This is a genomic window from Streptomyces sp. NPDC050416 (assembly GCF_044458845.1).
Taxonomy (GTDB): domain Bacteria; phylum Actinomycetota; class Actinomycetes; order Streptomycetales; family Streptomycetaceae; genus Streptomyces.
In genome coordinates this window covers 118,600-142,854 of record NZ_JBITII010000012.1, presented here as the reverse complement: position 1 = coordinate 142,854, position 24,255 = coordinate 118,600, and the positions used below count along the sequence as shown (strand labels likewise).

Genomic DNA, 24,255 nt, shown 5'->3' with positions numbered 1-24,255 from the left:
CGTCAGAAGCCATCGTTGAGCCTCCTGCGGGCCAGGACGGCCTCCGCGAGCACCAGGTCCAGGGGCCGGGTGACCTTGAACGCCTCCTCGTGGCCGGGCACCGCCACGACCGTGAGGCCGAGCTGCTCGACCATGCCGGCGTCGTCCGTGACGTCCCCGGTGACCGTCTCGTGCGCCCGGACCAGCGTCGCCCGGTCGAAGCCCTGCGGCGTCTGCACCGCCCGCAGCCGCGCGCGCTCCGGCGTGGCGACGACCGGCTCCGGCTCGCCGGGCGCCCCGGCGGGCTCGACCTGCTTGACGGTGTCGGCCAGCGGGAGGGCCGGGACCACGGCCGGGGCGCCCTCGCGTACGGCCTCGATCACGGTGTCGACCGTGTCCACCGGGACCAGCGGCCGGGCCGCGTCGTGCACCAGCACGATGTCGTGGCCGGGGGGCAGCGCGTCCAGGCCGAGCTTCACGGACGCCTGGCGGGTCTGTCCGCCCGGTACGACGAGGAAGTCCGTCCGCTCGGGCAGCGCGTGCGCGTCGAGCAGCGACTTGACCTCGGCGGCACCGTCGGGCGGGGCCACGACGACGACCAGCGAGACGGCGCGGGAGGCGGCCATCGCGCGGACCGCGTGGATGAGCATGGGGGTGCCGCCCAGCGCGCGGAGCGCCTTGGGGGCGCCCGGGCCGAGCCGTACACCACGGCCGGCGGCCGGGATCACGGCCGCCGTACGGCCTGCCGAGGGGGCGGCCGACGGCGAGGGACGCGAATCGTCAGACATCGGTTCCTGTCAGGTTTGTGTGTTGCCCTGGCGTGGGTATGGCCTGGAGGAGTGCCGGGCGCGACGCGCTCGACCGGACCCTTCCGTGACGCTGGTCGAGCCGGCTGCCCGGGCCCGGCACGCCAGGCACCGGATCGTGAGTGATAACACATCCGGCGGTGACGGCGCATTCGGCGTCCGAGTACGAACATGCCGCAGCGCCCGGCGACTGGAGAATGTCATCGGGCACCGCGGCATTTCGATGTGCAGGATTGATCAGCAGAGTGCTGAGCGACCGGCTTCGCCTCAGGAGGCGAGAACCTCGTCGAGCAGGGCCTCGGCCTTGTCCTCGTTGGTGTTCTCCGCGAGGGCGAGTTCGCTCACCAGAATCTGGCGGGCCTTGGCGAGCATGCGCTTCTCGCCGGCGGAGAGTCCGCGCTCACGCTCACGACGCCACAGGTCACGCACCACTTCCGCGACCTTGATGACATCGCCCGAGGCGAGCTTCTCCAGGTTTGCCTTGTAACGACGGGACCAGTTCGTGGGCTCCTCGGCGTACGGCGCGCGCAGCACCTCGAAGACCCGGTCCAGCCCGTCCTGACCGACCACATCACGCACGCCGACGAACTCCGCATTGTCCGCTGGCACACGCACTGTCAGGTCACCCTGGGCGACCTTCAGCACCAAGTAGGTCTTGTCCACGCCTTTGATCTGGCGAGTTTCGATAGCCTCGATCAGCGCGGCCCCGTGATGGGGATAGACCACGGTGTCGCCAACCTTGAACGTCATGTGACAGGTACCCCTTCCGTGGCTATCCAGGGTAACACGGAAACTGCGGGTTCTGAATGGCGTTTTCGCAGGTCAGGGCATATCTCGGGGCTTGACAAGTCCAACAGGAACGTGCTTCGGACAGGGGATGGAAGAAGGTATTCGCAGGTCGGAGCGGCTCTCCGGGCCGAGTGAAACGCGTACGTTACACACATCCGGACCCCCCTCCAGACGGCCGAACATCCCCATATGTCCGGTTCCGTATGATCGACTTCCGCTACTCCGTTCGGTGACCCGAGCCGGGTTCCGGTCGAATCCGGAATTGATCACCGAGCGTCCGGACGAGCCGCCGGTGATCAATTCCCAGGTGGTCCGCACATTCCTTCACGGAAAATCTGCGCCGCCGCCCGAGGCGCTTATGTGAATGCAGGACGAGCACCCCGCAATGTGACCCGGGTGTCACTTGTGACCCAGGTGGGACCACGGGTGCCGGGGGGTCGGGTGCGGCCGGGCGGGGACGGCTCGGTAACCTGAGGCCTGCTGACAGACACTTAGGGCGGCTTTATCGGCCGCTCTGCTCGAGTCAAGGAGTTGCCGCCGCCGTGAGCAGCAGCCTTCGACGCGGCGTCCTCGCCGCGGCCGCCATCGCGTTCTCCGTCGCCTCGCTCGCCGCGTGCGGCGCCGGCAACGACGCGCAGACCCTCGAGATCAAGCCGGACAACGCGGCGACGAGCGTCGGCAACATCAAGATCCAGAACGCGATCGTGATCACTCAGCCCGACCTCGAGTCGACCGGCCCGGCCGCGATCTCCGCCACCTTCTTCAACTCCGGCGACACCGCCGAGACGCTGGAGTCCATCACCCTGCCCGGCACCGGCAAGAAGGCCGAGCTCAAGCCCGCCAAGGGCGGCAGCCTGAGCATCCCGGCCCACGGCTCGCTGGTACTGGGCGGCAAGGACAACGCCACCGCCGTGCTGCCGAGCAGCCGCGAGGCCGTCCAGGACGGCAACGCCCAGAAGGTCACCTTCACCTTCAGCAAGACGGGCGACGTGAGCCTGCGCGCGTTCGTCGTCCCCGCCAAGCACTACTTCGCCGAGTGGGGCCCGACCGAGGTGCCGGCCGCGCCGGGCGGCTCGGCGTCCCCGTCCGGTTCGCCGTCGGGGAGCCCCTCCGGTTCGCCGGCCGGCAGCGAGAGCCCCGCCGCCGGCGAGACCCCGGGCGGCCACGAGTCGCCGGGCACGCCGACCGACGCGGCCTCCGCAAGCGCGGGCGCCGGGCACTGAGCTCGCGCGAGTCAGTCGTACGAAAGGGCGGGACCTCCCGGGAGGTCCCGCCCTTCACGTTCGTCGTACGCGGCCGGCCTACGGCTCGAACTTGTAGCCCAGGCCGCGGACCGTCACCAGGTAGCGCGGGGCGCCCGGGTCCGGCTCGATCTTGGCGCGCAGGCGCTTGACGTGGACGTCGAGCGTCTTGGTGTCACCGACGTAGTCGGCGCCCCAGACGCGGTCGATGAGCTGCATGCGCGTCAGGACGCGGCCGGCGTTGCGCAGCAGCATCTCCAGCAGGTCGAACTCCTTCAGCGGGAGGTCGATCTTGGTGCCGCCGACGGTGACCACGTGCCGGTCGACGTCCATGCGGACGGGGCCGGCCTCCAGCGCGGCGGGGGTCACCTCCTCCGGCTCGCCTCTGCGGCGCAGCACGGCGCGGATGCGGGCGACCAGTTCGCGCGAGGAGAAGGGCTTGGTGACGTAGTCGTCGGCTCCTATCTCCAGGCCGACGACCTTGTCGATCTCGCTGTCCTTGGCGGTCACCATGATGACGGGGACGTTGGAGCGGCCGCGCAGCTGGCGGCAGACCTCGGTGCCCGGCAGGCCGGGCAGCATCAGGTCGAGGAGGACGAGGTCGGCGCCGTTGCGCTCGAACTCGTCGAGTCCGTCGGGCCCGGTGGTCGCGACGGCGACCTCGAAGCCCTCCTTGCGGAGCATGTACGACAGGGCGTCGGAGAAGGACTCCTCGTCCTCGACGACGAGCACACGGGTCACGGAAGGACCTCCGGGGCGGGAAGCGTTTCGTACGCGGTTGATTCGGGGGATGTGGGGGTGGACCGCCCGGCCTCCTCGTCGAGGCCCGCGCCTCCTGCGCGTATCTCTCGGGCGGGCTGCTGATGTGCGCGGTCGCGGGCCGCACCGGCCTCCGGCAGCCGCAGGGTGAAGGTGGAGCCCTGGCCTTCGGCGCTCCACACCGTGACCTCCCCGCCGTGCGAGGCGGCCACGTGCTTCACGATCGCCAGCCCCAGGCCCGTGCCGCCGGTGGCACGGGAGCGGGCCGGGTCGACGCGGTAGAAGCGCTCGAAGATGCGCTCCTTGTCCTTGTCGGAGATGCCGATGCCCTGGTCGGTGACGGCGATCTCGATCTGCTCCCCGCCGGGCGCGTTCACCTTGCGGGCCGCTATGCCGACGCGGGTGCGGGCGGGCGAGTAGTTGACCGCGTTCTCGACGAGGTTGCCGAGGGCGGCGGCGAGCTGGCCGCGGTTGCCCCACACATGCAGGTCGGCGGTGCCGCCCGCGGCCATGGTGATCTCCTTTGTGCCGGCCTGGTGCCGGCAGCGGTCGATGGCCTCGGCGACGAGCTCGTCGACGCGGACCGGCTCGGCGTCCTCCAGCGGGTCGTCGTTCTGCACCCGCGACAGGTCGATGAGCTCCTGGACCAGACTGGTGAGCCGGGTGGCCTCGATCTGCATGCGCCCGGCGAACCGCTCGACGGCCTCGGGGTCGTCGGAGGCGTCCATGACGGCCTCGGACAGCAGGGACAGGGCGCCGACGGGCGTCTTCAGCTCATGGCTCACGTTGGCGACGAAGTCGCGCCGCACCGCCTCGATCCGGCGGGCCTCGGTGAGGTCCTCCACGAGCAGCAGCACCAGCCGGGAGCCGAGCGGCGCGACCCGCGCGGAGACGGCCAGGGCCTCTCCGCGTCCGGTGCCGCGCCTCGGCAGGTCCAGCTCGACCTGGCGTATCTCCCCGTCGCGCCGGGTGTCCCGGGCCATCTGCAGCATCGGCTCGACGGCGAGCTTGCCGCCGCGGACCAGGCCGAGCGCGTACGCCGCCGAGCTGGCCTTGACCACCGCGTCCGCCTCGTCGAGCACGACGGCGGAGGACCTGAGGACCGAAAGGACGGTGTCCACCCCCGGCGGGAGCACCGCGTCCGTGTGCAGGGAGCTGCGGGTGGGGCGCTTCTGTTCACGCTCACTCCAGCGGAACGCCAGCATGGCGATGACGCCGGTGAGCACCCCGGCGATCGCTGCCACTGCGGCGACCGCCGCGTTCACGTCCATGCACCCAGGTTAGGCATGGGTCGGGCACGGGCCACAGCCGTCGGGCTGCGACCTCGAACACTCGTCGCCCAGAGTTCACCTTGGAGCCAGTATTGGTTCATTTGGGATGACGGAAACGGACGCGTACGGGACGGAACGTGGGAGCGTGGGGTTCGGACCGTTGGTAATGCGACGGTCGTACCGCCGGTTGTTCGGTGGGCCCCGGCCCTTGAACCCCCGACACGGACGCACGAGAGGGATGCCTGATGCGGGACGCGTACCACGAGGAACTGGACTCGATCGGCGACGGTCTGGTGGAGATGGCCCGGCTGGTCGGCTCGGCGATCGGGCGCGCCACCACCGCCATGCTCGACTCCGACCTGAAGCTGGCCGAGAACGTCATCGAGGCCGACCAGAAGGTCGACGAACTGCAGCACGACCTGGAGGCCAGGGCCATAGCCCTGCTGGCGCGGCAGCAGCCGGTGGCGACGGATCTGCGCATCGTCGTCACGTCGCTGCGCATGTCGGCCGACCTGGAGCGCTCGGGCGACCTCGCCCAGCACGTGGCGAAGCTCGCGCGCCTGCGCTACCCGGACCGCGCGGTCCCGAGCGACCTGCACGCCACCATCCTGGAGATGGGTCAGCTCGCCCAGCGCCTGATGGCCAAGGCCGCCGAGGTGATCATCACCAAGGACGTCGACCTGGCGCTCCAGCTGGAGCAGGACGACGACGAGATGGACCTGCTGCACCGCACGCTCTTCCGGCACCTGATGGACGACCGCTGGAAGCACGGCATCGAGACGGCCGTGGACGTGACGCTGCTCGGCCGCTACTACGAGCGGTTCGCCGACCACGCTGTGTCGGTCGCCAAGCGGGTGGTGTACCTGGTGACGGGTGAGCACGCGGACGAGCTCCAGGCGGATGCGCAGCCGGAGATCCAGGCGGTGACGGGGGCGGAGAGCGCCTGAGCGCGGGGTGAGCTGGCCAGTGGCCGGGGCCGGCGGGGATGTGCCGGGGCGCGCGGGCGCCTCTGTGCGCCGTTGATGCGCCCAGCGGAACGGGCATCCAATGGGCACAGGCACCAGCCTCGAGGAGGGACCCATGGCCGAATCCCCCAGCACCACGCCCGACCCCACGCAGCAGCGCGAGACCGAGCAGCCCGCCGAGATCAGGAACCTGCCCCTGGTCGCCGCGTGCGGCTGCGGCTCGGGCTGCGGCTGCGGCTGCCAGTCGGGCAGCCCCTGCCAGTGCGGCTGACGCCGGCATTCCCGTACGACCAGCAGGGCCCCGGTGGTTCGCCGCCGGGGCCCTGTCGCGTTGTGAAGGTTTCGGCCGTCGTGGTGCCTTCGTACCGGTACGGGCGGACCATGGAGGTACGCCCGCTGTATCGGCGTGCCGCTGGATCCTGGGAAGGAGCGTGACGTCATGGCCAAGTTCATGGATGTCCACCACAGCATGAAGGGCATCACGGAAGAGCAGCTGCTCGAGGCCCACAACGCGGACCTCGCCATCGAAGCGGACGAGAAGGTGCACTTCGAGAGGGCCTGGGCGGACCCGGAGTCCGGCCTCGTCTACTGCCTGTCCGAGGCACCCTCCGCGGAAGCGGTCCAGCGCATCCACGAACGCGCGGGGCACAAGGCGGACGAGATCCATCCGGTGCCGTTGACGGTCCATTGAATCCTCCCCTCCCTGAAGGGAGGGAATTCCTGGCTCAGGCCGCCTCCTGGAGCAGCGCTCCAGGAGGTCTTGCGCCATCAGCACCAGCCGGGTTGAGACCAGCCCGGACGAGCATCACACATGCGGAGTTCTTGTCCCGCGGGGACACGGCCCCGCACGCGGTGCAGGTGTAGATGCGCTCACCCAGCGGCAGTGCATGCTTGGCTCTCGTCATGCAGTGCGCGCAGTCCATCGTGGTGTGCGCAGGGTGGACCAGGCGGATGTCCCGCCCGTGCTTACGACCCATCTCGATCAGAGCAGCCTTGGTGGCGCCGATGGCGGCGTCAGCGGCCTTGCGGGCCATGGTGGTCCTGGCGAGGAACTTCGGACGGAAGTCCTCCACAGCGATGGCGTCGTGGTCGCGGACCACCTTCTTGGCCCACTTGCGGCCCGTGTCCTGACGCTGCCTGGCGACCTTCTTGTACGCCTTCGCTCGCAGTTTCTTCGCCTCACGGTAGCCCTTCGACGCCGGTTGACCCTTCTTCGGCCTGCGGCGGGCCATCATCCGGTCGTACCAGGTCAGCCTCGTCCGGGCCTCCTTCTTGCCGTGCTCGGGGTGCGGCAGGTCATGAGCGTCGGATGTGGTGGTCGCGGTCTGCTTCACACCCCAGTCGACACCGAGGACCCGACCGGACTCCGGCAGCGGCTGGACCTGGGCGGGGACGACGAACGAGCAGTACCAATGCCCGAGGCTGTCCCGGTGCACGCGCACCGAGGACGGCTCAGCCGGTAGTCCCCGCGACCACACCACGGTCACGACGATGCCGCCCGCCAGGTGCAGACGGCCGTCCTTTAACCGGAACCCGCGCTGGGTGTAGTTGAGCGTGGGCAGTGCCTCGCGCTTGGATTTCCACTTCGGCATTCCTGCCCGGCGCGCCATGGGCAGGCGCTCTGTGATGTCCTTGTGCGCCTTGGCACGGGAGCGGCCGAAGTCGCGGATGACCTGCTGCTGGACAACCGACGAGCCCTCACGCAGCCACGGCGTCGTCTTCCGCGCCTGGGTCAGCATCCTGTCGAGCTGCGCCGGGCCGCACGTGTGCTTCTCCCCGGTCGCCTGGTTGTGCAGATGTACGGCCTTGGACTTGGCGACACACTCGTTCCACACCCACCGGCACCGGTCCCACTGCGCCGCCAGAGCGGTGCGGGCGGTGGACGACACGCGCAGCCGGTAAGCGTAGCGGGCATGCCCGCCTCAGCAGCCGCCGTCGCCTGCCCCATCCCGCCCCCTCAAAGCCCCGGACGGGACATTGCGCCGTCCCGAACCCTTCGAAGGACCATATGTACGACAGCAGCACAAACGCACCCCGATCTCACGACCGCCACTCCGACCAGCGATCATAGGCACGCGTGTTCGCATCACTTCGGTTATATCGACAGCGGTACGGGCGTTCCGCGCCCTTAACCGGATGCGGCGACGCTCCACGTCGCGACACCCGGATGCGATTCCTCCCCGGCGTGAACGCCGGGGCCTCCTCACAAGAAGCAGGTGAAGTGACGACGGCCGTCCGGTCCGTGATGTGAGGTGGTGCGGGCGGCCGGTCTCAGGGAGATCTCAGGACGTCAGCGGCAGGCTCAGCGGACTCAGTGGGCGCAGCGGGCCCATTGGGCGCAGCCGGCTCAGGCTCAATCGGCTGCTGTTCCTCCTCCGGTATCCGCCGCATCAACAACGCATACCCCAGCCCGGCCACCGTCCCCACCACCGCGCACAGCCCCCACAGCCACTCGGCCCCGAAGCGGTCGATGACGAATCCGGACATCAGCGGGGCGACGAGCGCGGCGACGGACCAGGACATGCTGTACATCCCCTGGTAGCGCCCGCGTCCGTGGAGTGGGGACAGCCGGACGACCAGACCGGTCTGCGTCGGGGCGTTGACGATCTCGGCCAGCGTCCACACGCACACCGTGAGGGCGATGACGCCGACCGACCCTGCGAAGGCGGTGAGTCCGAAGCCGTACCCCGCGAGGACGGACGAGACGACGAGCAGCCGGCGCGGGTCCCGGTGTTCGATGAACCGCGTGACCGGGATCTGGAGCACGACGATCAGGACGCCGTTGACGGCGACCGCCATGCCGTACTCGGCGGGCGTGAACCCTGCCTCGCCCATCGCCACCGGCAACCCCACCGACGCCTGCTGGAAGATCAGCGCGACGAGGAAGGACAGCCCGACGACGCCCATGAAGCGCCCGTCGCGCAGTACGGTCCCGAGACTGACGGAGCTGTCGGAGGCGGCGGTCGTCTTCACCGTCTCGGCGGGCTTGGACTCCGGCAGCCGCAGGAAGACGAGGACCGCGCAGACCATCGTCATCCCCGCCTCGATCAGGAACCCGGCGAGATAGCTGACCTCGGCGATGAACCCGGCGGCCATGGTGGAGACGGCGAAACCGAGGTTGATGGCCCAGTAGTTGAGGGAGAAGGCGCGGATGCGGTCCTCGGGCCGGACGATGTCGGCCATCATCGCCTGCACGGCGGGCCGGGACGCGTTGCTGGCCATGCCGACGAGGAACGCGACGCCGGCGATCGCGACCGGGTGGTGCACGAACCCGAGCAGCGCGACGGACCCGGCGGTCGAGGCCTGCGCGATGAGCAGCGTCGGCCGCCTCCCCAGCCGGTCGGTCATCACGCCACCGCCGAGTGAGGAGATCACCCCGCCGAGCCCGTGCAGGGCGGCGACCAGACCGGCGTAGGTGGCGGAGTAGCCGCGGTCGAGCGTCAGGTACAGCGCCATGAAGGTCGCGACGAAGGCGCCGAGCCGGTTGACGAGGGTGCTGGTCCACAGCCACCAGAACTCGCGGGGCAGTCCGGAGACGGTCTCCCGGACGGCTCGTCTGGCACGCAGGGCGTACGGCATGGACAACATGGGCTCCCCCGGAACGCAAGAATGTAAGCGGCGCATGCAGTGATCACACGTTACGAATCCGCGCTTGACGGAGGCCACTCAATTAACAGAACCCGTCAAACGTCCGCCTGCCGGGCAGCCACGCGAACGGGCGAATGCGTGGATTACGCTCTGAGGCATGGCCGACGCACCGTACAAGCTGATCCTCCTCCGCCACGGCGAGAGCGAGTGGAACGAGAAGAACCTGTTCACCGGCTGGGTGGACGTCAACCTGACCGCGAAGGGCGAGAAGGAGGCGACGCGCGGCGGCGAGCTGCTGAAGGACGCCGGCCTGCTCCCCGATGTCGTGCACACGTCCCTCCAGAAGCGCGCCATCCGCACCGCGCAGCTCGCCCTGGAGTCCGCCGACCGCCTCTGGATCCCGGTCCACCGCAGCTGGCGCCTGAACGAGCGCCACTACGGCGCCCTCCAGGGCAAGGACAAGGCCCAGACGCTCGCCGAGTTCGGCGAGGAGCAGTTCATGCTGTGGCGCCGCTCCTACGACACCCCGCCGCCGGCGCTGGACCGTGACGCCGAGTACTCCCAGTTCTCCGACCCGCGCTACGCGACCCTCCCGCCGGAGCTGCGGCCTCAGACGGAGTGCCTGAAGGACGTCGTCGTCCGTATGCTGCCGTACTGGTTCGACGCGATCGTCCCCGACCTGCTGGCGGGCCGCACGGTCCTGGTCGCCGCCCACGGCAACAGCCTGCGCGCCCTGGTCAAGCACCTGGACGGCATCTCCGACGCGGACATCGCGGGCCTCAACATCCCGACGGGCATCCCGCTGTCCTACGAACTCGACGCCGACTTCAGGCCGGTGAACCCGGGCGGGACGTACCTGGACCCCGACGCGGCTGCGGCGGCGATCGAGGCGGTCAAGAACCAGGGGAAGAAGAAGTAGGCCGAGCTGAAGAAGCCCCCGACCTGCGCTTTCCTGGCAGGGAGGGGGCTTCTGGGTGGTGCTGGGCCGCCCCTGGGCCGTCAGGTGCGACGACACCCGCGGCGGACTCGAACGTCGAGGACGATCAGCAGTGCCACGGGAACGGCGATCTCGGCGGGAGCATCAGCCCAAATGGCGAGTGCACCCCCCGCTGTGCCGATGAGGGCGAGCGGCAAGTCTCGGGGGCGGATGTCGACTGTCAGGCCCGTGCGTGGGAGCATGGACGCCTCCTGTTGTGTTCGGTTCACTTGTCAAGGTGATGGCTAGAGCGCGGCACTGGAGACGAATGCCGCCCCTGGCCGGGCGGCATTCGTATGCTGCTGAAACTTTCCCATAGTCATCACGCGCCAGACAAACGTGCAGCTAAAAGTCACCTTGTTCGGTTGCGTGAACACCTCGTTCACGCGCGTGGACAGCTGAGCGCTCCAGCATTCCTGGAAGTCTTGCCAATATTTCCAATGTTTCCAGGTGTCACCTCGCGTCGCCCTGTGCCCCTCCGTGTCGCCTCGCGTTGCCTGGTGTCGACCCGTTTCACCTGGTGCCGCCTTCGGATCCGCGTTGCAGCACCGCACACCGACGGATCTCTACCTTGGAGGGCAGGGGATTCGGTCCTTCGTTCAGCGGCCGACGGATCCTTCTAGCCCGCTTGACCAACCGGCTTAACCAAATCAATTGGGTTAAGCCGGTTAGGGGAAGCGGTTTGGTCTTACTGGTTTCTACTATCTGGTTCTCTAAAACGGATTCAAATGCGAGGACCCGCATCGGACGCTGTCCGGAACCGGCTGCTGAGAAGCTAAAGCTTCCGCGATCCGAAGATCGCACTTATTGCCTTGCGAGTGCGCTCCTGACTAGACGGCATGAGGTGCGCGTACACACGGAGTGTCAGGCCCGGGTCCGAGTGGCCGAGGTACTCGGCCAGGGCCTTGATGCTCTCCCCGGCGTCCAGGAGCACTGAGGCGTAGAAGTGCCGGAGGGCGTGCATGCCGTTCTCGCGGGACTCGGCGTAAGACTCGCCTGGCTGCCGCTCAGGGATCACTCCGGCCGAGGCGAGCGCCCGCTTCCACACTTCCTCGTTGAGGGACGTCCGCCAGACATGACCGCCACGCGGGCCGGTGAAGATCAGCCGCTTGGTCACGGGAGGCCCGTCCGCCACCTTCCACGGCAAGGTGATCTCCACCGGCGGGAACCGCTTCATGTGGTCCCGGAGGGCATCAGCGACCGGACCGGGCAGCGGCACGTCCCGCAGCTTGCCACCCTTGGGCGGGGCGAACACGGGCTTGCTGCGGCTCAGCTTGAGCTGCTGGACCACGTGGAGCGTGCCCGCCGCAAAGTCGATCGCGTCGACGGCGATGCCAAGGATTTCCCCCTGGCGGAGACCGCAGCCGCCGCCCAGGTCGACCATGGCTTGGTACCGCTCGGGCATGCCGGCCCGGACGGCGAAGACCCGCTCTGCCGTCCATGGGACGACTCGCTTGCTGTCCACGGTCGGCGGCCGGACCGAGCGAGCAGCACACGGGTTCCGGGGGAGGTGCCCATCGTCCACGGCAGCGCTCAGAGCCGCCCGCACGTTGGAGTAGATCGTCCGAGCGTACGAGCCACGGACGCCGTTCTCTTGAAGCTGCCTCACCCAGTCACGGATGTGAGCAGGCTGGAAGGAGCCGAGCGGACGCGACCCCAGGTACGGGAACGCGTGCAGCCGAAGCTGCGACTCCATCGACGCCTGAGTGTTCGGATCCGGTGCGTGAGTCACCCAGTTCTCGGCGTACTGCTGGAACGTGATCCGTGCCGCGCGCGGGTCGATGTACTGCCCGCGCGCCATGTCGGCCTCAGTCTGAGTCAACCACTGCTCGGCGAGCCGCTTCTGCCGGTCAGGAAAGCTCCTCGACTTCTCCGTGCCGTCCGGGCCGACGTACCGAGCGCGGTACCGCATGCCCGAGCCGTACCGCTCGGTCTTGACCTTGCTGGTCTTACCGTCCGGGCCCACCTCGGTCTTGTACCAACGGTCCTGGATGTGCCCGGCCATCAGGCAGCTTCCCCAAGCTGGGCATCCACCCAGGCCCTTACGTCGATCGGGTCGAAGCGCAGGTGCCGGCCGACACGGAACCCTCTGGGACCGGTGCGCTTCCTGCGCCACTGGTAGACCGTCTCAACGCTGGGCAGGTCGAACATCTCGACCAGGTCTTCAGGCGTCAGGTATCGGGAAGGCAGAGGGCGCGGTTCGGCAGCGACGTCCGCGAGGGTGAGGCGTCGGTTAGCCACGGGTTGGTTCTCCTTCCGTTCCGGGGGCGGGTTCGAGGGAGGCGGCAAGCCAGGCTTCGGTGTCCGAGAGGCCGGTTCCGGCGAAGACCCAGTGCGCGAGGACGTACGTCGTGTCGGGCTCGGGGCCGTTGGCTGCGGCGGCTTGGGTGCGGCGCCATTCGGCGCGGGCGTCGCGGAGGGCGCCGAGGGTGGTGGAGTAGCGGCGGGACTTGGTGGAGAAGTGGCCGCGGAATCCGAGCATGTGGGCCCAGGCGCGCAGGCGGAGGTGTTCGAGGTCCTTGCGTGCGCCGAGGAACCATGCGGTTCGGATAAGGCGCCGGGCGTGGTCGCTGATGTCGAGCTGGGCGAGTTCGGCGGCGAACTTGAGCGGCCGGTCGAGAGCTCCTGTCGCGGTCTCGGCGCCCTTGGTGGCGTACTTGGCGATGTAGGCGGCGACGGCCCGTTCGGTCAGCTCCTGGCCGTCGCTGAAGTCGGCCGAGCGGATGGTGCGTACGTCGAGTTGGCGGCCGAAGGTGAAGGTGTGGGTGCGGCCGTCGATGGTCGGGCCGTCCACGCGGACCTTGGCGGCGGCAGCCCGGATGGCGTCCGTGAGCAGCTCGGCCGTGGCCCAGGCAGGGGGTGGGGTGTCTCCGCCGGTGGGGCCGTCGATGCGGATGACGGCGTGGAAGTGGACGGCTCCGCGCTTCTGGTACTCGGCGACCTTGGCGAAGGACACGCGGGCGTGCTCGCGGAAGCGCCGCTGGGAGAGGCCGGCGCGCTTGGCGACCTCTCGGCGCAGGTAGGTCGAGAAGCGCCGCCAGAGGGGGCCGTTGTGGGCGTTCCAGAGGACGGCGGCTTCGTAGTCGTAGGTGTCCGGGTCGAGCGGGGAGCCGAGTACGTCGTCGTCCTGATCGTGGTAGGTGCCGCAGCGGCAGGGGCGCCCGCTGGAGGGGCGGTTGTGGACCGGGCCGAAGCTCGGTGCGGTGAAGTGGCGAACACGCGCGGGTGGGCGGCGACGTGTTCGGGGATGCCCTTGCCGCCGCGCAGTCCGGAGGTGATCAGGTGGAAGGTGTCGCGGCGGTATACCTCGGCGCAGGCCGCGCAGCGGGTGGTGCGGCGGTTGTTGCAGCGGACGAGGAGCTGCCCGGCCGGGAGGCGGGACGAGTCGAGGCGGTGGAGGACGTTGCCGATCTCTCCGGTCGTGGTTTCGACGTCGTACTCGGTGCGGTGGCCGTCGAGGCGGATCGGGTGAGTCCAGCCGCCGAGTCCGGAGAGTTGGCGGAGGATACCCGGCAGTGTGCCCTGCGCGGCCAGGTTCGCGAGTTCCGGGAGTGGTGCCGGAGTGGTGCGGGTGAAGATGGCGTTTCCCTTCTGACTGGTTCGGTCGGGAGGAACAGGCGCCGGGGCGGCGAAATGCTTGGTCGTGTGCCGCCGCCCCGGAGGCCAGCGCGGTTCAGCGGCGGTGGTCGCGGAGCATGGAGCGCAGGACGACGGCGGCCACGGCAACGGAGATGGCCGTGACGGCTACGGCGGCCAGGAGCGCGGTGAGAACGACGCCACCGATGACCAAGGCCACGACGGTTTTCTGATCAATGGAGACCGACGGGAGCGAGCGGCGTACGGGGGCCGTCTCGGTCGGGGTGTGGGGGTGGGTGTGCGCGGCCGGCGAGGTCGGGCTGTCGGGGTACTTCGGGATGAACACGGTCAGGCTCCTTATCTACTCGTCTAGTCGTGTAAGCCGTTTATGACGGTCACGCCGGAGCGCGTGCCGGACTCGATGGCGGGCGCGAGGAAGGTGCGGGAGAGCCAGAAGCCGAAGAGGGCGATCAGGACGATGATCCAGACGCGGACGCCGAGGAACCTGACGGCTCCCCACGCGAAGAAGCCGAGGACGACGACAAGCGGCAGGCTGACGGTCACGAGGTGCGGGCCCTTTCAGCGAACGGGGCAGCGGTGAGTGCGGGCGGCCAGCTCGGCGGCGGCGCAGCCGTCGTAGTCGGCGGAGAAGCCGCAGCGCGGGGCGGTGCAGGCGGCGGTGTGCTTCTCCTGGCCCCGGCCGTCGTAGTACGTGCCGACCTGGACGGGGCCGATGCGGACGACGTTGCGGAAGCGGCGGTTGGCGGTCACGCAGGTCTCCTTTCAGAGGTGGGTTGCGATGGCTTCGGCCATGGGTGCGGGGACGCCGAGGCGGGCGCGGAGGGCGGGGGTGTCGATGGGTGTGCCGGTGCGGGTGTGGTGTTCGGCGGCGACCTTGCGGGCGTGTGCGACGAGGGCGGGCGGAACGGGCAGGGCGGGACGCTCAGGCGGTTCCGGTTCGTTGACCGGACGCTGGGGCGGGGTTTGCTCGGGTGCCGGGTGGACGGGTGGCTCGGGGAGGAGTTCTGGTGGCTCCGCCTGGTCGTGAACCTCGTCGTCGTCCGTGTCGGGTTCGGCGGCGTGGTCGATCGTCTTCGGTGCGGAGTGTGCGAGCAGGGTGCCGCCGAGGAAGGCGACCGCGGGCCAGCCCGCGACGAGGATGCGCAGCCAGGCCGGGACGTGGTTCATGTCGAGAAGGCCGGCAGTGGCGACGTTGGCGCCGAGTGAGGCCGTGAGCGCGATGAGGAACCAGCACCACCCGGCCGCTTTCGCCTCCCCGGAGCGCAGTCGGCGCCAGGCGGCGACGAGCAGCAGATCGACGCTGATCGGGTAGGCCCACGCTTTCCACCCGTCCTGTCCAGCCGCCGAGGCGACGTCGTGCAGGTGGGCGAAGGACAGCGCGGCGGCGATGACTGCCTGAACGAGCACCGCATCGACACGGGCCAGGTGGGCGCGCATGCTGCGGCTCCTTCCGAATTTGGGCATGGGAGGGGTAAGGACATGGCGTGAGGCGGTCACGCCGACCGGGATTGAGTGGGGACGCGGGTCAGTCGGCCACTGGCCGGGGCCGCACAGCCGGTCCCGGTGCCTCGACGGGCCGTACGGGCACGTCGGGCCGGAAGGGCTTGAGTGCGGGCAGGTCGGGGACCAGGTGGGCCGACTCGCGGCAGGTCTCGGCAGCATCGCCGAGGGACAGGTACGGCGTGCGGATGCGTGACCAGCCGCCGGAGGTGTCACCCGCGACGGCCAGGCCGGGGCGTTCAGGTGCGATGGCACAGGCAGCCGAGACCGCTTCGGGGGCGATGTCGCCGAGCGCCATCTTCGCGGAGGCTTCGTCGTTCACTCGGTGGCAGACGCGGCCGGTCAACTGGGCCCGCAGCATGGTCGCGCCCTTGCCCAACTCGGCGCCGAAGCGCTGCCCGCAGACCTCCAGGTAGATACCGGCCGCGCGGCCGAGCTGGGCGAGGCGAATGAGCTGGGTGACCATCTCGTCCCGGCGTTCCTCGTCCTTCCTGGTGGCGACGAGGAAGAGTTCGGCCACCTCGTCCACGAACAGCACGAGGGGAACCGGGCGTTCGGACTCGGGCAGTCCCCAGATGTCGGAGGTGATTTCCTCGGCCGGAGTGTCAGGAGCAATGCCCTGCCGGGCCTTGATCAGGTCGTATCGGTCCTCCATTTCCTTCACGAGCACGGGCAGCAGCTCTGCTGCCTGTTCCGGTTCGGTCGCCAGCGCGGAGAGGCGGGAGCCGAACGGCGCCAGCTCCACTCCGCGCTTGCAGTCGATGCCGACCAGGGCGACCGGCTGAGGAGCAAGTCCAGCGATCAGGTGCCGCAGGTACATGGATTTGCCCGACAGCGTGGCGCCGAGGGTGAGTTGGTGGGGCACGGCCCGGTAGTCACGTACGAACGGCATGGCGTCCTCCCGCAGCGCCACCGGCACTTGAAGGAACTCTGCGTCCACCTTGCGTGGCATCCGCACTCGCCGCAGCACGTCGAAGCCGACCAAGCGCAGTTCGACCACACCGGGCTTGACCGTGGTCACGTACACGGCGTGGACGCCCCAGGCGTGCCGCAGTCGTTCCGCCGAGGCGGCGACGTCGGCGGGTTCCTGTCCCGGGGCGAGCCGGAGCCGGAGCCGCAGCCCGGTCGTTGTGGGGCGGATGATGCCCCGGCGCGGCGGTACGGGACGGACTTCTCGGCGAGTGGTGGCCTTGACCGCCAGCATCCGCAGCCGGGACGGAGCCACGGTCAGGCCGCAGGCCTCCATGACCGAGCCATAGGAGCTGAGGAGCCGGGCCGTGGATATCGGCAGGCCGACCGTGGACCAGTACACCCCGGGATGCTTGGCCCGGGCGTAGGCGGCCCCGCCGCCGAGTGCGGCGACAGGACCACCCACCTCCAGGAGCGTCGTCAGGTCGGTCATCAGGCAGCGGCCCCGGTGGCGGCCGGGAAGGCGGCCGGTGTCACGGCGGCGGCGCGGTAGGCGATGCCGTGCCGCTGCTGCCCATTGAAGACGCTCTCCCACGGCCGGGCCACCAGCCCCGGCAGCGAGACCGGAGCCCCGAGCGTCAGCCCCTCGGAAACTCCGCTCTCCGGAACAGTGACCTTGATCAGCGACGACTCGCCGTCTTCCAGGTAGACGACGCCGATCGTCATCAGTGCCTCCCCGCTGGTGGCGTCCTTGGCGATCTCGCCCGTCTGCCGGTCGCGGACCTTGGGCTCAGGCGCTTCGGTCAGCAGGATCGTCGCGGCCGAGGTCTCTACACGGATGGTGCGCAAGACTTCTTCCCATCTACTCGTCTATACAAGATGCGCGATTGGAACCCGATCTCCGGGAACGGCAACCACCTTGCCACACAACTTGCCCACTCGTCTATACGAGTAAGCGTGTTGGGGTGTACGAGTTCGGAGAAGCACCCCGCGCACCACCGCCGGTCAGGTACTCACGTCGCCGGGAGCTGGTACGACAGGACGTACGCGTCGGCCGCCATGACCGTGTCGCAGACCTCCACGGCCCGTCCCTCCTGGTCGAACGCCGTGCGGATCAGGTGAATGACCGGCACGCCGGAGGCCAGCCGCAGTGTGCGCACCTCATCGGGCGAGGGCATCCGGGCACGGATCTCTTCCTCGAAGTGGTCGAGGCGGTGCCCCAGCTCCTCAAGCCGGGCGTAGATGCCACCGGGCCCGGGGTTGGGCTCGGCGATCGGTGTGCCCCGTGCGATGTCGAGCGGCAGATACGAGGTGGCGAACTCCACCGGCCGCCCGTCCAGCAGATACCGGCGACGCCGGGCGAGCACTCGTCGCACGGACCCGAGCCGGGTGGAGACGTCCTGGCTGGCCTTCTCTTCCTTGACCTCCAGGCTGTCCACCTGCGGGTGACTGCCGGCGGCGTCGGCCTCGACGATGAACGCGGACTTCCCCTGCTCGCGGTGGCGCCGGGCGAACCGGTCGGAGGCGAGCCGCCGTACGGGCGGTCGTGGTCGCACGAAGACGCCCTTGCCGTGCTCGGCGTGGACCAGGCCCTCGCCCTGGAGGACGGAGAAGGAGTTTCGAACCGTCATACGGGAAACCCCGTAATGCTCGACCAGTTCGGCCTCGGAGGGCAGCTTTTCGCCCTCCTTGAATCGCCCACGGTCGATGGCCTCGCGCAGCTGGTCGGCGATCTGCCGGAAGACCGCACGATCGCTCGTGGGGTCGAGATCGCCGAGGAGGCCGGAGGAAAGAGAGGGCACGTGTACTCCTTTAGGTATCTAGACGAGTGGGCGAGCTTTGTTGCTACGGTGGAGAGCCTAGCCATCCGAGAGGGCAGAGGAACGTGAGCACCGACCGTCCGCACTCCGTGAGCGTCGCCGGAGTCATCGTCGACGACCAGGACCGCGCCCTCTTGATCAAACGCCGCGACAACGGCCACTGGGAGCCCCCGGGCGGAATCCTCGAACGCGAGGAAACCATCCCCGAGGCCCTCCAGCGCGAAGTTCTCGAAGAGACCGGCATCAAGATCGCCCTTCCGGCGACCCTGACTGGGATCTACAAGAACATGAAGGGCTTGATCGTCTCCATGGTCTTCCGCTGTGAGGCCGCCGACGGCACGCCCACCACCGGGGACGAGACCCGCGCACTGCGCTGGGCCACCCGCGAAGAGGTCATCGAACTCGCCGACGAGGCATACGCGATCCGCGTCCTGGACGCACTCGACGCGGTGTCCCCGCCGGCCATCCGCGCCCACGACGGCGTGAAACTCGTCTAGCCCGAACCCGCTGCACATGGCGGCCTACCAGCACGAAGGAACTTGTATGCACGAGTATACGAGCAGCGCCCGGGTCTGGGGACTCACTTGCCCAGGTTTTCCGGAAGAGGTCAGCCGGGCCCGCCGCTGGACGCGGGACATCCTGCGCGGATCGCCCCTGGCCGACGACGCCGAGCTCATCGTGAGCGAGCTGAGCGCGAACGCGATCCTCCACACAGCGAGCGGCGGACTCGGCAGCTTCCACCTGGCCCTCGCGGTCTCCCCCAAGGTGGTCGCCCTGTCGGTCACCGACGAGGGAGGGACGGGCACCGCCCCCAAGGTCGAGCAGCCAAGCGAGGACGCGGTACACGGCCGCGGCTTGGGCATGGTCAGCGTCATCGCACACCGGGTCGTCGTCCACGGCGGCCACAGCGGCTACACCGTCACCGCCGAACTCTTCACGGACACCCAGCCCGGAGGACACCCGTGCTGATGGACAAGCCCCAGCGGGGCTTCTGGTGCGAGTGCTGGACACAGGACGTCAACGACGAGACAGGGTGGCCAGCACTCCGGGCATCCTTCGACGCCTACTCGGCACCGCAGGCCGACAGATGGGTAGCGGTCGCCCTGCGCACCATCTCACCAGCACTCGACCCAGACGCCTCCGACGAGGCCTGGGAATGGCTCTACGACGGCCGCATCGAGACGCGACAAGCCCTCTTACGCATGGAACCCTGCACGGTCTCTCTGACCCAAGCCAGCACCCGCATCACATGGACGATCCGACCAGTGGTCTTCCTGCCGTTGGCCAACCGCCAGGGTGCCGATCTCCCAGCCTGCGCATACGAGTTCACGCCCCACACCACAGACTGAGTTACAACTTTCTCTACTGGTTCAAGGCGGCTCGCTCCCCTCACCGCGCGCGGCCCGGCCCCCGGCCGGGCCTGCGCTCCTGTCTCCGCCCCGCTCCAGCCCGGCCGGCGCCCGTGCCGCGCATGACGATCAGCCGCCTGATGTCAGAGAAGGGGTACGTCGTGGCTAGGGCGGTCGGCTCCACGGCTTTACGGAGCCACTTCGGCGCGAGCCTCGAAGATCATGGCTCCAGTCGTGCTCTCCAGGCAGGTCCACAGACTGGTCGAAGCGCCGGAAGCTTACGAGACCATGATCACTCGCGCCAAAGCGGCGCCACCCCAAAGCCGTTTCGCCGACTTACATGTACGTTGACGCGCTATGGCGGATGGGCCTACCAGACAGAGGAAGTACCGGGCAGCACGCGCGCCCGAACGCGAGTCCTAGACGTGCTTCCGAAGCTGAAGGATCCACCGACCATAAGCATGGTGTCGGCGATGAGCGAATCGTCGATCCGGATCAGACATCCGGGTTCAAGCCATGTGTCACCGGGAAGGGTGAACGAAGCATACTGGGTGGCTCCGGGTTCCAGGTCAATCTCTGCAACTCTCCCGAGATTTACCGGGAATCCATAAACGGCGAGTTGGCCAAACACATCGCTAGCCGCGAGTTCGACTAGCTCGTCTGCGGCATCGAAGGCGTCTGCGAATTCGCGAGCCTGGCCGGTTAGAGCGTCCAGCTCTTCTTTCAAGACAGCGCATCGATAGTCGTGCCGCGGCAAAGCGCGGCGAGGCTCGTGCGCATCAATCATGCTGGGACTAAGCCGTTGTCTCACCCGAGCGCGCGTGTCCCGGAGAGCCTCCCGATCAGCAGCACCTAGAGCGCTGCGGGCCACACCGAGACGCAACCATTCCTCACTTGACCGCAACGTTGAGGCAAGCGCACGAGCGGCCTCGCCGAGACCATGAGCCTGACTTGCATTGGCTCCCAAGCGACGAGCAATGCCAGACGGAACGTCTTGCAGTTGCAGGCCTTGTGCTCGTTCTTGCGCTCCCCACGAGAGTCGATAGGTGAACTCGACGGTCGTAAGAGGAGTTCCGGGCGCAAGCTGAGGCGCGGGTAGTTGCGGGTAACCAGGCATGCGTGATCGCAACCAAGCGACAGTTTCTCGATGTGCAATTTCTACTTGACCCGCCATCTGCAACCAACGCTGCAAATCACTCTCGTCGTATGGGACATCAAATGATTTGACAAGCTCGCTAAATCCGCTCACAAGCCCGGTAAGCCGCAGGGGGGTGGCCGCAATCTGGGCACCACTGGCCTGCAGCGCCTGTAGATATCCTGGCACTCCAGCAGTGCGAGTGGAGGCATTGCGCGGCAACTGCTTCGCGAAGTCTTGAACAAGCGGAAGCGCTGCCCAGCATTCAGCTTGCCGAGTTACCGCCGACCAGATATGCGAGTTTGTCATTCGATATACCCTCTTCTTTTCTCTGGGTTTCCGCTCACATGCCAAGCCATCCCTGGATTGTCAAACTTTCGATAGCCTTTTGGATGCGTTCAGCCGCTGTAGATGCAGGAGATTTATCCAGCAAGTACTCAAGCGTCGTGGAACTTTCACCCTCTGAGGCGATACCGCTCCCTGGCTCGGAGTCAACTCGCACAAGGATGTCACTCGCCCGCCGATACTTTACGGGTAGGAATCTTCCGAAGGGGCCATTCTCCTCTTGGCTAATAACCGCGTGCAACCCTAGAGGGCCAACTTGTGCATCTAGCATCTCACCATGGCCAGGGGGTGTGACTCTTTCGATCAAGTCACGAGAAATGTCGGCGGTTTTCCTGGCATGCGCCGTTAGCACCTCACAGGCAGTTTCTGCAGAGGCTAGACGTCGGATTTTTGGCGCAGAAGGAGCACGGAGCAGTGCTTGCATTTCCTTTCGCCATAGCCTAACTGCCACAGTAGTGGGACCGGCCGTCGCATCAACCACAATTGCACCGAACCTCTGCGCTAGTTCTCGCGCTTGCGCTTGCCCAATCCAGCTAGGCCTATGACCTGGATGACGGACGGCCATCACTCTGTCGTCGCTTAGTAGACATAGGGCGACAGTTTGGCCCTGCGCCTGGGAAACCATACCCAAAAGGGAATCCACCAATTCGGGTGCATCTTCCTCTAGCCGCCTAGAGTCGAAAGAGGATAGCGAGACAGAGGTAAAAGGGATATCCCTGGCGACTAGTTCCGCTAGCTCCTGATCGACACCCTTTAGTTCTGCACAAAATAGAATTCGTTGGTCATCCCCCGCAGTAAGCCTGCTAGGCAGAGGAGCAGCGCCGCTAGCATGTGCCGATCCTGCAAGATAGTCGGCGAACGAATCATGTATTGCCACAACGGTTTGATCCCAGCCGAGCGTTGTGATCAGGCCACAGCGGCGGGCGGCACTTTCGATGTCTTTGATATCAACGACCAACCCGCTTTCACGCAAGGTCGCAACGGCATCCATCAGTAGCTGGTGCCATTCGTACAGGTCTGCGTAGCGACGTCCCTCATTCAATAGGCGAACGAACACTATTCCAAGGACTGTTCGCACCAAAGAGATTCCCGTGGCACCACTGCGGGCAACGAGCTTCTCAATGAACGCTTTATAGAGTCCGGCCCTACCCCTATTTGCTTCCGAGGTGTGGAGGGTAACAGCCATAGAGAACAATAGCGGGTTGCGTGCCGCATCACCGAGTGATGCACAAACCGTACGAACCGCGGCGTAGGCAGTTTCGGGTTCCGCTGGCATGGCGCCTTGGGTGAGCGTTTTCCTCGCCAGGTCAACCTGCCGTTCGTGATCGAGAGGCTCTATTCGATAAACTGCCGGAAGCGCGCTGCTCGGTAGTAGGGCTCGCAGAGCCGCAACGTCCCTCCCCACCACCACGACCCGTGCCCCATGCCCTGAGGCCACAGATGCAAGCAGGTCCGTATGGAGAGCCTGGCGCGTAGACTCTGCCACTTCCGAAGCTCCGTCGATGACGAAGGTGACCTGAGTATCCGACAGAGCTTGTTCGCCCGTTGCCTTTGGGTAGTGCTCCCCAAGGACGGAAGCGATACCGTCCGCTGCGAGAGCCGCCATTCGCCCTGGTAGGTAGCTCTCGGCATGGACCACGATGACTGCCTTGCCCTCGGCGGCTGATTTCTGACGCAACAGCCGAACTGCGGTGGACTTTCCAGTACCCGTACTGCCAGCCAGTACTGCTGGCCCCGTTCCTCTCAGGAGCTGGTCGATATCCCGAGTATCTCCATCGCCGGATTGCCGAGAATTTCCTCCAGGGGATCCCTCAAGGCTCGTGACTATTGGGGTGACTGCGCACTGGTCGCCGAGAGATGCAGCGACTTCGAGGTATCGCGCTTTGATGATTGGCCATCTCTGAGCAGGTGTTTGATTGGCTGGTACCCCGAGGAGAGCGGCAACGATTTGTCGGTCGATTATACGTAGTCGAGCGTCTGAGTTGCTTGCGTAGTCGAACAGGGCACGGAAAAGGCGGTCGACGGCTCCAGTGGCTTGCTGTCGAAGATCTTCCTCTGTTCGGGCAGAGGGGAGCATCTCGGCAACCTGACTCTCGGCGCGCACCAGCAGCGCACCAGTGTTGTACGGGTCTTGGCGGATGCTCGCTCTTCCGAGCGCGACGCACACGGCATCGCTGACGCCCGTTCCCAGGAGTTGGGCAAGAGGAGCAGTACGCCCCTCCGCAGCCTCTTCAAGTGCTTGCTGTACGCGCTGGCCACTGGGACCGAGCCGGCCGTCGGTGAGGAACTCGAAAGACGCGTGCTCGGCGTCGGGGAGCACTGCCCAACGTTTCAAGACAGCAAGCAGTGCCGTTTCACCCCACGTGTAGTCAGGGGCACGCACCTTGACCTGCATGGCGTGTCGCACGGTCGCATCGCGGTTGAACAGCTCAATGTCGACGGCGTCGTCAGAGCCTTCCACTCGGATGCTCCCGAGGGCTGGGTCCTCAAGCAGTCCTACTGCCGCCAAGACAGCCTGTGCCTGTTGGTAGGCAATACCTCTGACTGTGTCTACACCGCTCACGACTCCATGTTTCCATGTTCCTCTGACACTCACGGGAGCTCCGGGCGACTTGACCGCACGTCACGGCCTCGGCCCTACCAGCTCACGAACAAGTGGCGGCGGTGGTGAAGCGGCTCAGGAACGCGATCCGCTCAGCGTCACACGACTCCGCACCACAAGCGCACCAGATCGAGCGGGGACAGCGAGGAGCACGGTAGAGGCAAGCGACACCGACAGTGCGGTGACTCAGACGTCTCGCCAGGCAGCGCTTTATCTAGCCGGATGCGCACAGCTTCCCCCCGCTGGGGGTTCAGGCGTCGCAGCCACGGGCCGGGCGTCGCGACTTCCTCTGATCGACGACAGGGCAGCGTGGCTGAGGCCGGTGGGGGCACAGCGAGACACACGCGTGCGTGGTCGGTCGGCTCGCCCGCCGTTTTGGCTGACTGCCGTCGGCTGAGGTTCAGACATGGCGCATCGAGGGCGCCGGCCGTCAGTCGAGTGCGGCAGAGCTGGGCCGTCCCTGGGCCGTCCGAGGCCGCTCGACAGTGGCCAATGACGACCAACGACGACCACCAGGCGCTCGATCCCACCGCCCCTGACCAGCAAAAACCCAGCTCCCCAAGATCCCCGACAACACCCAGGGGAAGAAGAAGTAGGCCGAGCTGAAGAAGCCCCCTGCCTGCG

General features: G+C 67.4%; 24 protein-coding genes and 1 pseudogene. 8 read left to right on the top strand and 17 right to left on the bottom strand.

From position 1 onward, the window contains the following. Nucleotides 1-2: 2 nt before the first annotated feature. Nucleotides 3-767: a 2-C-methyl-D-erythritol 4-phosphate cytidylyltransferase gene (gene ispD, locus ACIBL4_RS32090; RefSeq protein WP_399415279.1), complete on the bottom strand. Its 765-nt coding sequence runs from the start codon at nt 765-767 to the stop codon at nt 3-5. Between the two features lie 285 nt (nt 768-1,052). After that, entirely contained in the window at nt 1,053-1,535 is a 483-nt protein-coding gene (locus tag ACIBL4_RS32085; protein ID WP_003953493.1) for a CarD family transcriptional regulator, read from the bottom strand. A 581-nt stretch (nt 1,536-2,116) separates the two neighbouring features. On the opposite strand from ACIBL4_RS32085, the gene ACIBL4_RS32080 reads away from it, so the two are divergent. After that, a complete protein-coding gene (locus ACIBL4_RS32080) occupies nt 2,117-2,797 on the top strand; it encodes a DUF461 domain-containing protein (protein WP_399415278.1) in 681 nt (226 codons plus the stop codon). A 78-nt stretch (nt 2,798-2,875) separates the two neighbouring features. Here ACIBL4_RS32080 and ACIBL4_RS32075 read toward each other — a convergent pair whose 3' ends face one another. Together ACIBL4_RS32075 and ACIBL4_RS32070 are read right to left on the bottom strand one after the other, a co-directional pair. Further along, nucleotides 2,876-3,556, bottom strand: coding sequence for a response regulator transcription factor (locus ACIBL4_RS32075; RefSeq protein ID WP_030243122.1), 681 nt, complete (start codon nt 3,554-3,556; stop codon nt 2,876-2,878). Further along, the gene (locus ACIBL4_RS32070; protein WP_399415277.1) at nt 3,553-4,845 is read right to left on the bottom strand and encodes a sensor histidine kinase; all 1,293 of its coding nucleotides are present in this window, start codon (nt 4,843-4,845) and stop codon (nt 3,553-3,555) included. The genes ACIBL4_RS32075 and ACIBL4_RS32070 overlap by 4 nt, the downstream gene beginning before the upstream one ends. A 245-nt stretch (nt 4,846-5,090) precedes the next feature. On the opposite strand from ACIBL4_RS32070, the gene phoU reads away from it, so the two are divergent. From phoU to ACIBL4_RS32055, 3 genes are all read left to right on the top strand, one after another. Beyond that, nucleotides 5,091-5,792 (top strand): phosphate signaling complex protein PhoU, encoded by a 702-nt coding sequence (gene phoU / locus ACIBL4_RS32065; RefSeq protein WP_356926196.1) that lies wholly within the window; start codon nt 5,091-5,093, stop codon nt 5,790-5,792. A 133-nt stretch (nt 5,793-5,925) separates the two neighbouring features. After that, nucleotides 5,926-6,081 carry a hypothetical protein gene (locus ACIBL4_RS32060; RefSeq protein WP_356926195.1) on the top strand — a complete coding sequence of 52 codons (156 nt, stop codon included), beginning with the start codon at nt 5,926-5,928 and terminating at the stop codon, nt 6,079-6,081. Between the two features lie 168 nt (nt 6,082-6,249). After that, on the top strand, nt 6,250-6,501 hold the full coding sequence (locus ACIBL4_RS32055) for an SCO4226 family nickel-binding protein (protein ID WP_399415276.1): 252 nt from the start codon (nt 6,250-6,252) through the stop codon (nt 6,499-6,501). A 34-nt stretch (nt 6,502-6,535) separates the two neighbouring features. Here the strand turns inward: ACIBL4_RS32055 and ACIBL4_RS32050 are convergent, their stop codons facing one another. Further along, nucleotides 6,536-7,699 carry an RNA-guided endonuclease InsQ/TnpB family protein gene (locus ACIBL4_RS32050; protein WP_399415275.1) on the bottom strand — a complete coding sequence of 388 codons (1,164 nt, stop codon included), beginning with the start codon at nt 7,697-7,699 and terminating at the stop codon, nt 6,536-6,538. A gap of 382 nt (nt 7,700-8,081) precedes the next feature. After that, nucleotides 8,082-9,389 (bottom strand): MDR family MFS transporter, encoded by a 1,308-nt coding sequence (locus tag ACIBL4_RS32045; RefSeq protein ID WP_399415457.1) that lies wholly within the window; start codon nt 9,387-9,389, stop codon nt 8,082-8,084. A 166-nt stretch (nt 9,390-9,555) separates the two neighbouring features. Here ACIBL4_RS32045 and ACIBL4_RS32040 point away from each other — a divergent pair, with 166 nt between their 5' ends. Beyond that, nucleotides 9,556-10,317, top strand: a complete 762-nt coding sequence (locus ACIBL4_RS32040; RefSeq protein WP_399415274.1) for a phosphoglyceromutase — start codon at nt 9,556-9,558, stop codon at nt 10,315-10,317. An 832-nt stretch (nt 10,318-11,149) separates the two neighbouring features. Here the strand turns inward: ACIBL4_RS32040 and ACIBL4_RS32035 are convergent. The 10 genes and pseudogenes from ACIBL4_RS32035 to ACIBL4_RS31990 form a co-directional block, all read right to left on the bottom strand. Further along, complete coding sequence (locus ACIBL4_RS32035; protein ID WP_399415273.1) at nt 11,150-12,379, bottom strand: tyrosine-type recombinase/integrase; 1,230 nt, start codon at nt 12,377-12,379, stop codon at nt 11,150-11,152. Beyond that, nucleotides 12,379-12,615: an AlpA family transcriptional regulator gene (locus tag ACIBL4_RS32030; RefSeq protein ID WP_191846998.1), complete on the bottom strand. Its 237-nt coding sequence runs from the start codon at nt 12,613-12,615 to the stop codon at nt 12,379-12,381. Before ACIBL4_RS32030 ends, ACIBL4_RS32035 begins: the two co-directional genes overlap by 1 nt. After that, nucleotides 12,608-13,890: pseudogene (locus tag ACIBL4_RS32025) on the bottom strand (replication initiator). Before ACIBL4_RS32025 ends, ACIBL4_RS32030 begins: the two are co-directional and overlap by 8 nt. Nucleotides 13,891-14,047: 157 nt before the next feature. Further along, a complete protein-coding gene (locus ACIBL4_RS32020; protein WP_399415272.1) occupies nt 14,048-14,296 on the bottom strand; it encodes a SpdD protein in 249 nt (82 codons plus the stop codon). Nucleotides 14,297-14,319: 23 nt separating this feature from the next. Beyond that, nucleotides 14,320-14,514, bottom strand: a complete 195-nt coding sequence (locus ACIBL4_RS32015; protein ID WP_399415271.1) for a hypothetical protein — start codon at nt 14,512-14,514, stop codon at nt 14,320-14,322. 15 nt (nt 14,515-14,529) lie between these two features. Further along, nucleotides 14,530-14,721: a mobile element transfer protein gene (locus ACIBL4_RS32010; RefSeq protein WP_399415270.1), complete on the bottom strand. Its 192-nt coding sequence runs from the start codon at nt 14,719-14,721 to the stop codon at nt 14,530-14,532. A gap of 12 nt (nt 14,722-14,733) precedes the next feature. Next, nucleotides 14,734-15,408, bottom strand: a complete 675-nt coding sequence (locus ACIBL4_RS32005; protein ID WP_399415269.1) for a DUF2637 domain-containing protein — start codon at nt 15,406-15,408, stop codon at nt 14,734-14,736. Nucleotides 15,409-15,496: 88 nt separating this feature from the next. Continuing rightward, nucleotides 15,497-16,873, bottom strand: a complete 1,377-nt coding sequence (locus tag ACIBL4_RS32000) for an FtsK/SpoIIIE domain-containing protein (protein ID WP_399415268.1) — start codon at nt 16,871-16,873, stop codon at nt 15,497-15,499. Further along, nucleotides 16,873-17,229: a hypothetical protein gene (locus ACIBL4_RS31995; RefSeq protein ID WP_030851889.1), complete on the bottom strand. Its 357-nt coding sequence runs from the start codon at nt 17,227-17,229 to the stop codon at nt 16,873-16,875. Before ACIBL4_RS31995 ends, ACIBL4_RS32000 begins: the two co-directional genes overlap by 1 nt. A 164-nt stretch (nt 17,230-17,393) precedes the next feature. After that, a complete protein-coding gene (locus ACIBL4_RS31990) occupies nt 17,394-18,182 on the bottom strand; it encodes a GntR family transcriptional regulator (RefSeq protein ID WP_020274970.1) in 789 nt (262 codons plus the stop codon). 107 nt (nt 18,183-18,289) lie between these two features. Between ACIBL4_RS31990 and ACIBL4_RS31985 the strand changes: the two genes are divergently transcribed. The 3 genes from ACIBL4_RS31985 to ACIBL4_RS31975 are packed head-to-tail and all read left to right on the top strand — an operon-like array spanning nt 18,290 to nt 19,549. Then, on the top strand, nt 18,290-18,697 hold the full coding sequence (locus ACIBL4_RS31985; protein ID WP_062931480.1) for an NUDIX hydrolase: 408 nt from the start codon (nt 18,290-18,292) through the stop codon (nt 18,695-18,697). Between the two features lie 46 nt (nt 18,698-18,743). Next, entirely contained in the window at nt 18,744-19,169 is a 426-nt protein-coding gene (locus tag ACIBL4_RS31980; RefSeq protein WP_399415267.1) for an ATP-binding protein, read from the top strand. Further along, entirely contained in the window at nt 19,169-19,549 is a 381-nt protein-coding gene (locus ACIBL4_RS31975; RefSeq protein ID WP_399415266.1) for a hypothetical protein, read from the top strand. The genes ACIBL4_RS31980 and ACIBL4_RS31975 overlap by 1 nt, the downstream gene beginning before the upstream one ends. A gap of 1,478 nt (nt 19,550-21,027) precedes the next feature. Here the strand turns inward: ACIBL4_RS31975 and ACIBL4_RS31970 are convergent. Continuing rightward, the gene (locus tag ACIBL4_RS31970; protein ID WP_399415265.1) at nt 21,028-23,592 is read right to left on the bottom strand and encodes a hypothetical protein; all 2,565 of its coding nucleotides are present in this window, start codon (nt 23,590-23,592) and stop codon (nt 21,028-21,030) included. Nucleotides 23,593-24,255 lie beyond the last annotated feature (663 nt).

Coding starts and splice junctions, on each gene's coding strand:
- ispD (WP_399415279.1), bottom strand. CDS start 767: ATGTCTGACGATTCGCGTCCCTCGCCGTCGGCCGCCCCCTCGGCAGGC.
- ACIBL4_RS32085 (WP_003953493.1), bottom strand. CDS start 1,535: ATGACGTTCAAGGTTGGCGACACCGTGGTCTATCCCCATCACGGGGCC.
- ACIBL4_RS32070 (WP_399415277.1), bottom strand. CDS start 4,845: ATGGACGTGAACGCGGCGGTCGCCGCAGTGGCAGCGATCGCCGGGGTG.
- phoU (WP_356926196.1), top strand. CDS start 5,091: ATGCGGGACGCGTACCACGAGGAACTGGACTCGATCGGCGACGGTCTG.
- ACIBL4_RS32060 (WP_356926195.1), top strand. CDS start 5,926: ATGGCCGAATCCCCCAGCACCACGCCCGACCCCACGCAGCAGCGCGAG.
- ACIBL4_RS32055 (WP_399415276.1), top strand. CDS start 6,250: ATGGCCAAGTTCATGGATGTCCACCACAGCATGAAGGGCATCACGGAA.
- ACIBL4_RS32045 (WP_399415457.1), bottom strand. CDS start 9,389: ATGCCGTACGCCCTGCGTGCCAGACGAGCCGTCCGGGAGACCGTCTCC.
- ACIBL4_RS32040 (WP_399415274.1), top strand. CDS start 9,556: ATGGCCGACGCACCGTACAAGCTGATCCTCCTCCGCCACGGCGAGAGC.
- ACIBL4_RS32035 (WP_399415273.1), bottom strand. CDS start 12,379: ATGGCCGGGCACATCCAGGACCGTTGGTACAAGACCGAGGTGGGCCCG.
- ACIBL4_RS32005 (WP_399415269.1), bottom strand. CDS start 15,408: ATGCGCGCCCACCTGGCCCGTGTCGATGCGGTGCTCGTTCAGGCAGTC.
- ACIBL4_RS32000 (WP_399415268.1), bottom strand. CDS start 16,873: ATGACCGACCTGACGACGCTCCTGGAGGTGGGTGGTCCTGTCGCCGCA.
- ACIBL4_RS31980 (WP_399415267.1), top strand. CDS start 18,744: ATGCACGAGTATACGAGCAGCGCCCGGGTCTGGGGACTCACTTGCCCA.
- ACIBL4_RS31975 (WP_399415266.1), top strand. CDS start 19,169: ATGGACAAGCCCCAGCGGGGCTTCTGGTGCGAGTGCTGGACACAGGAC.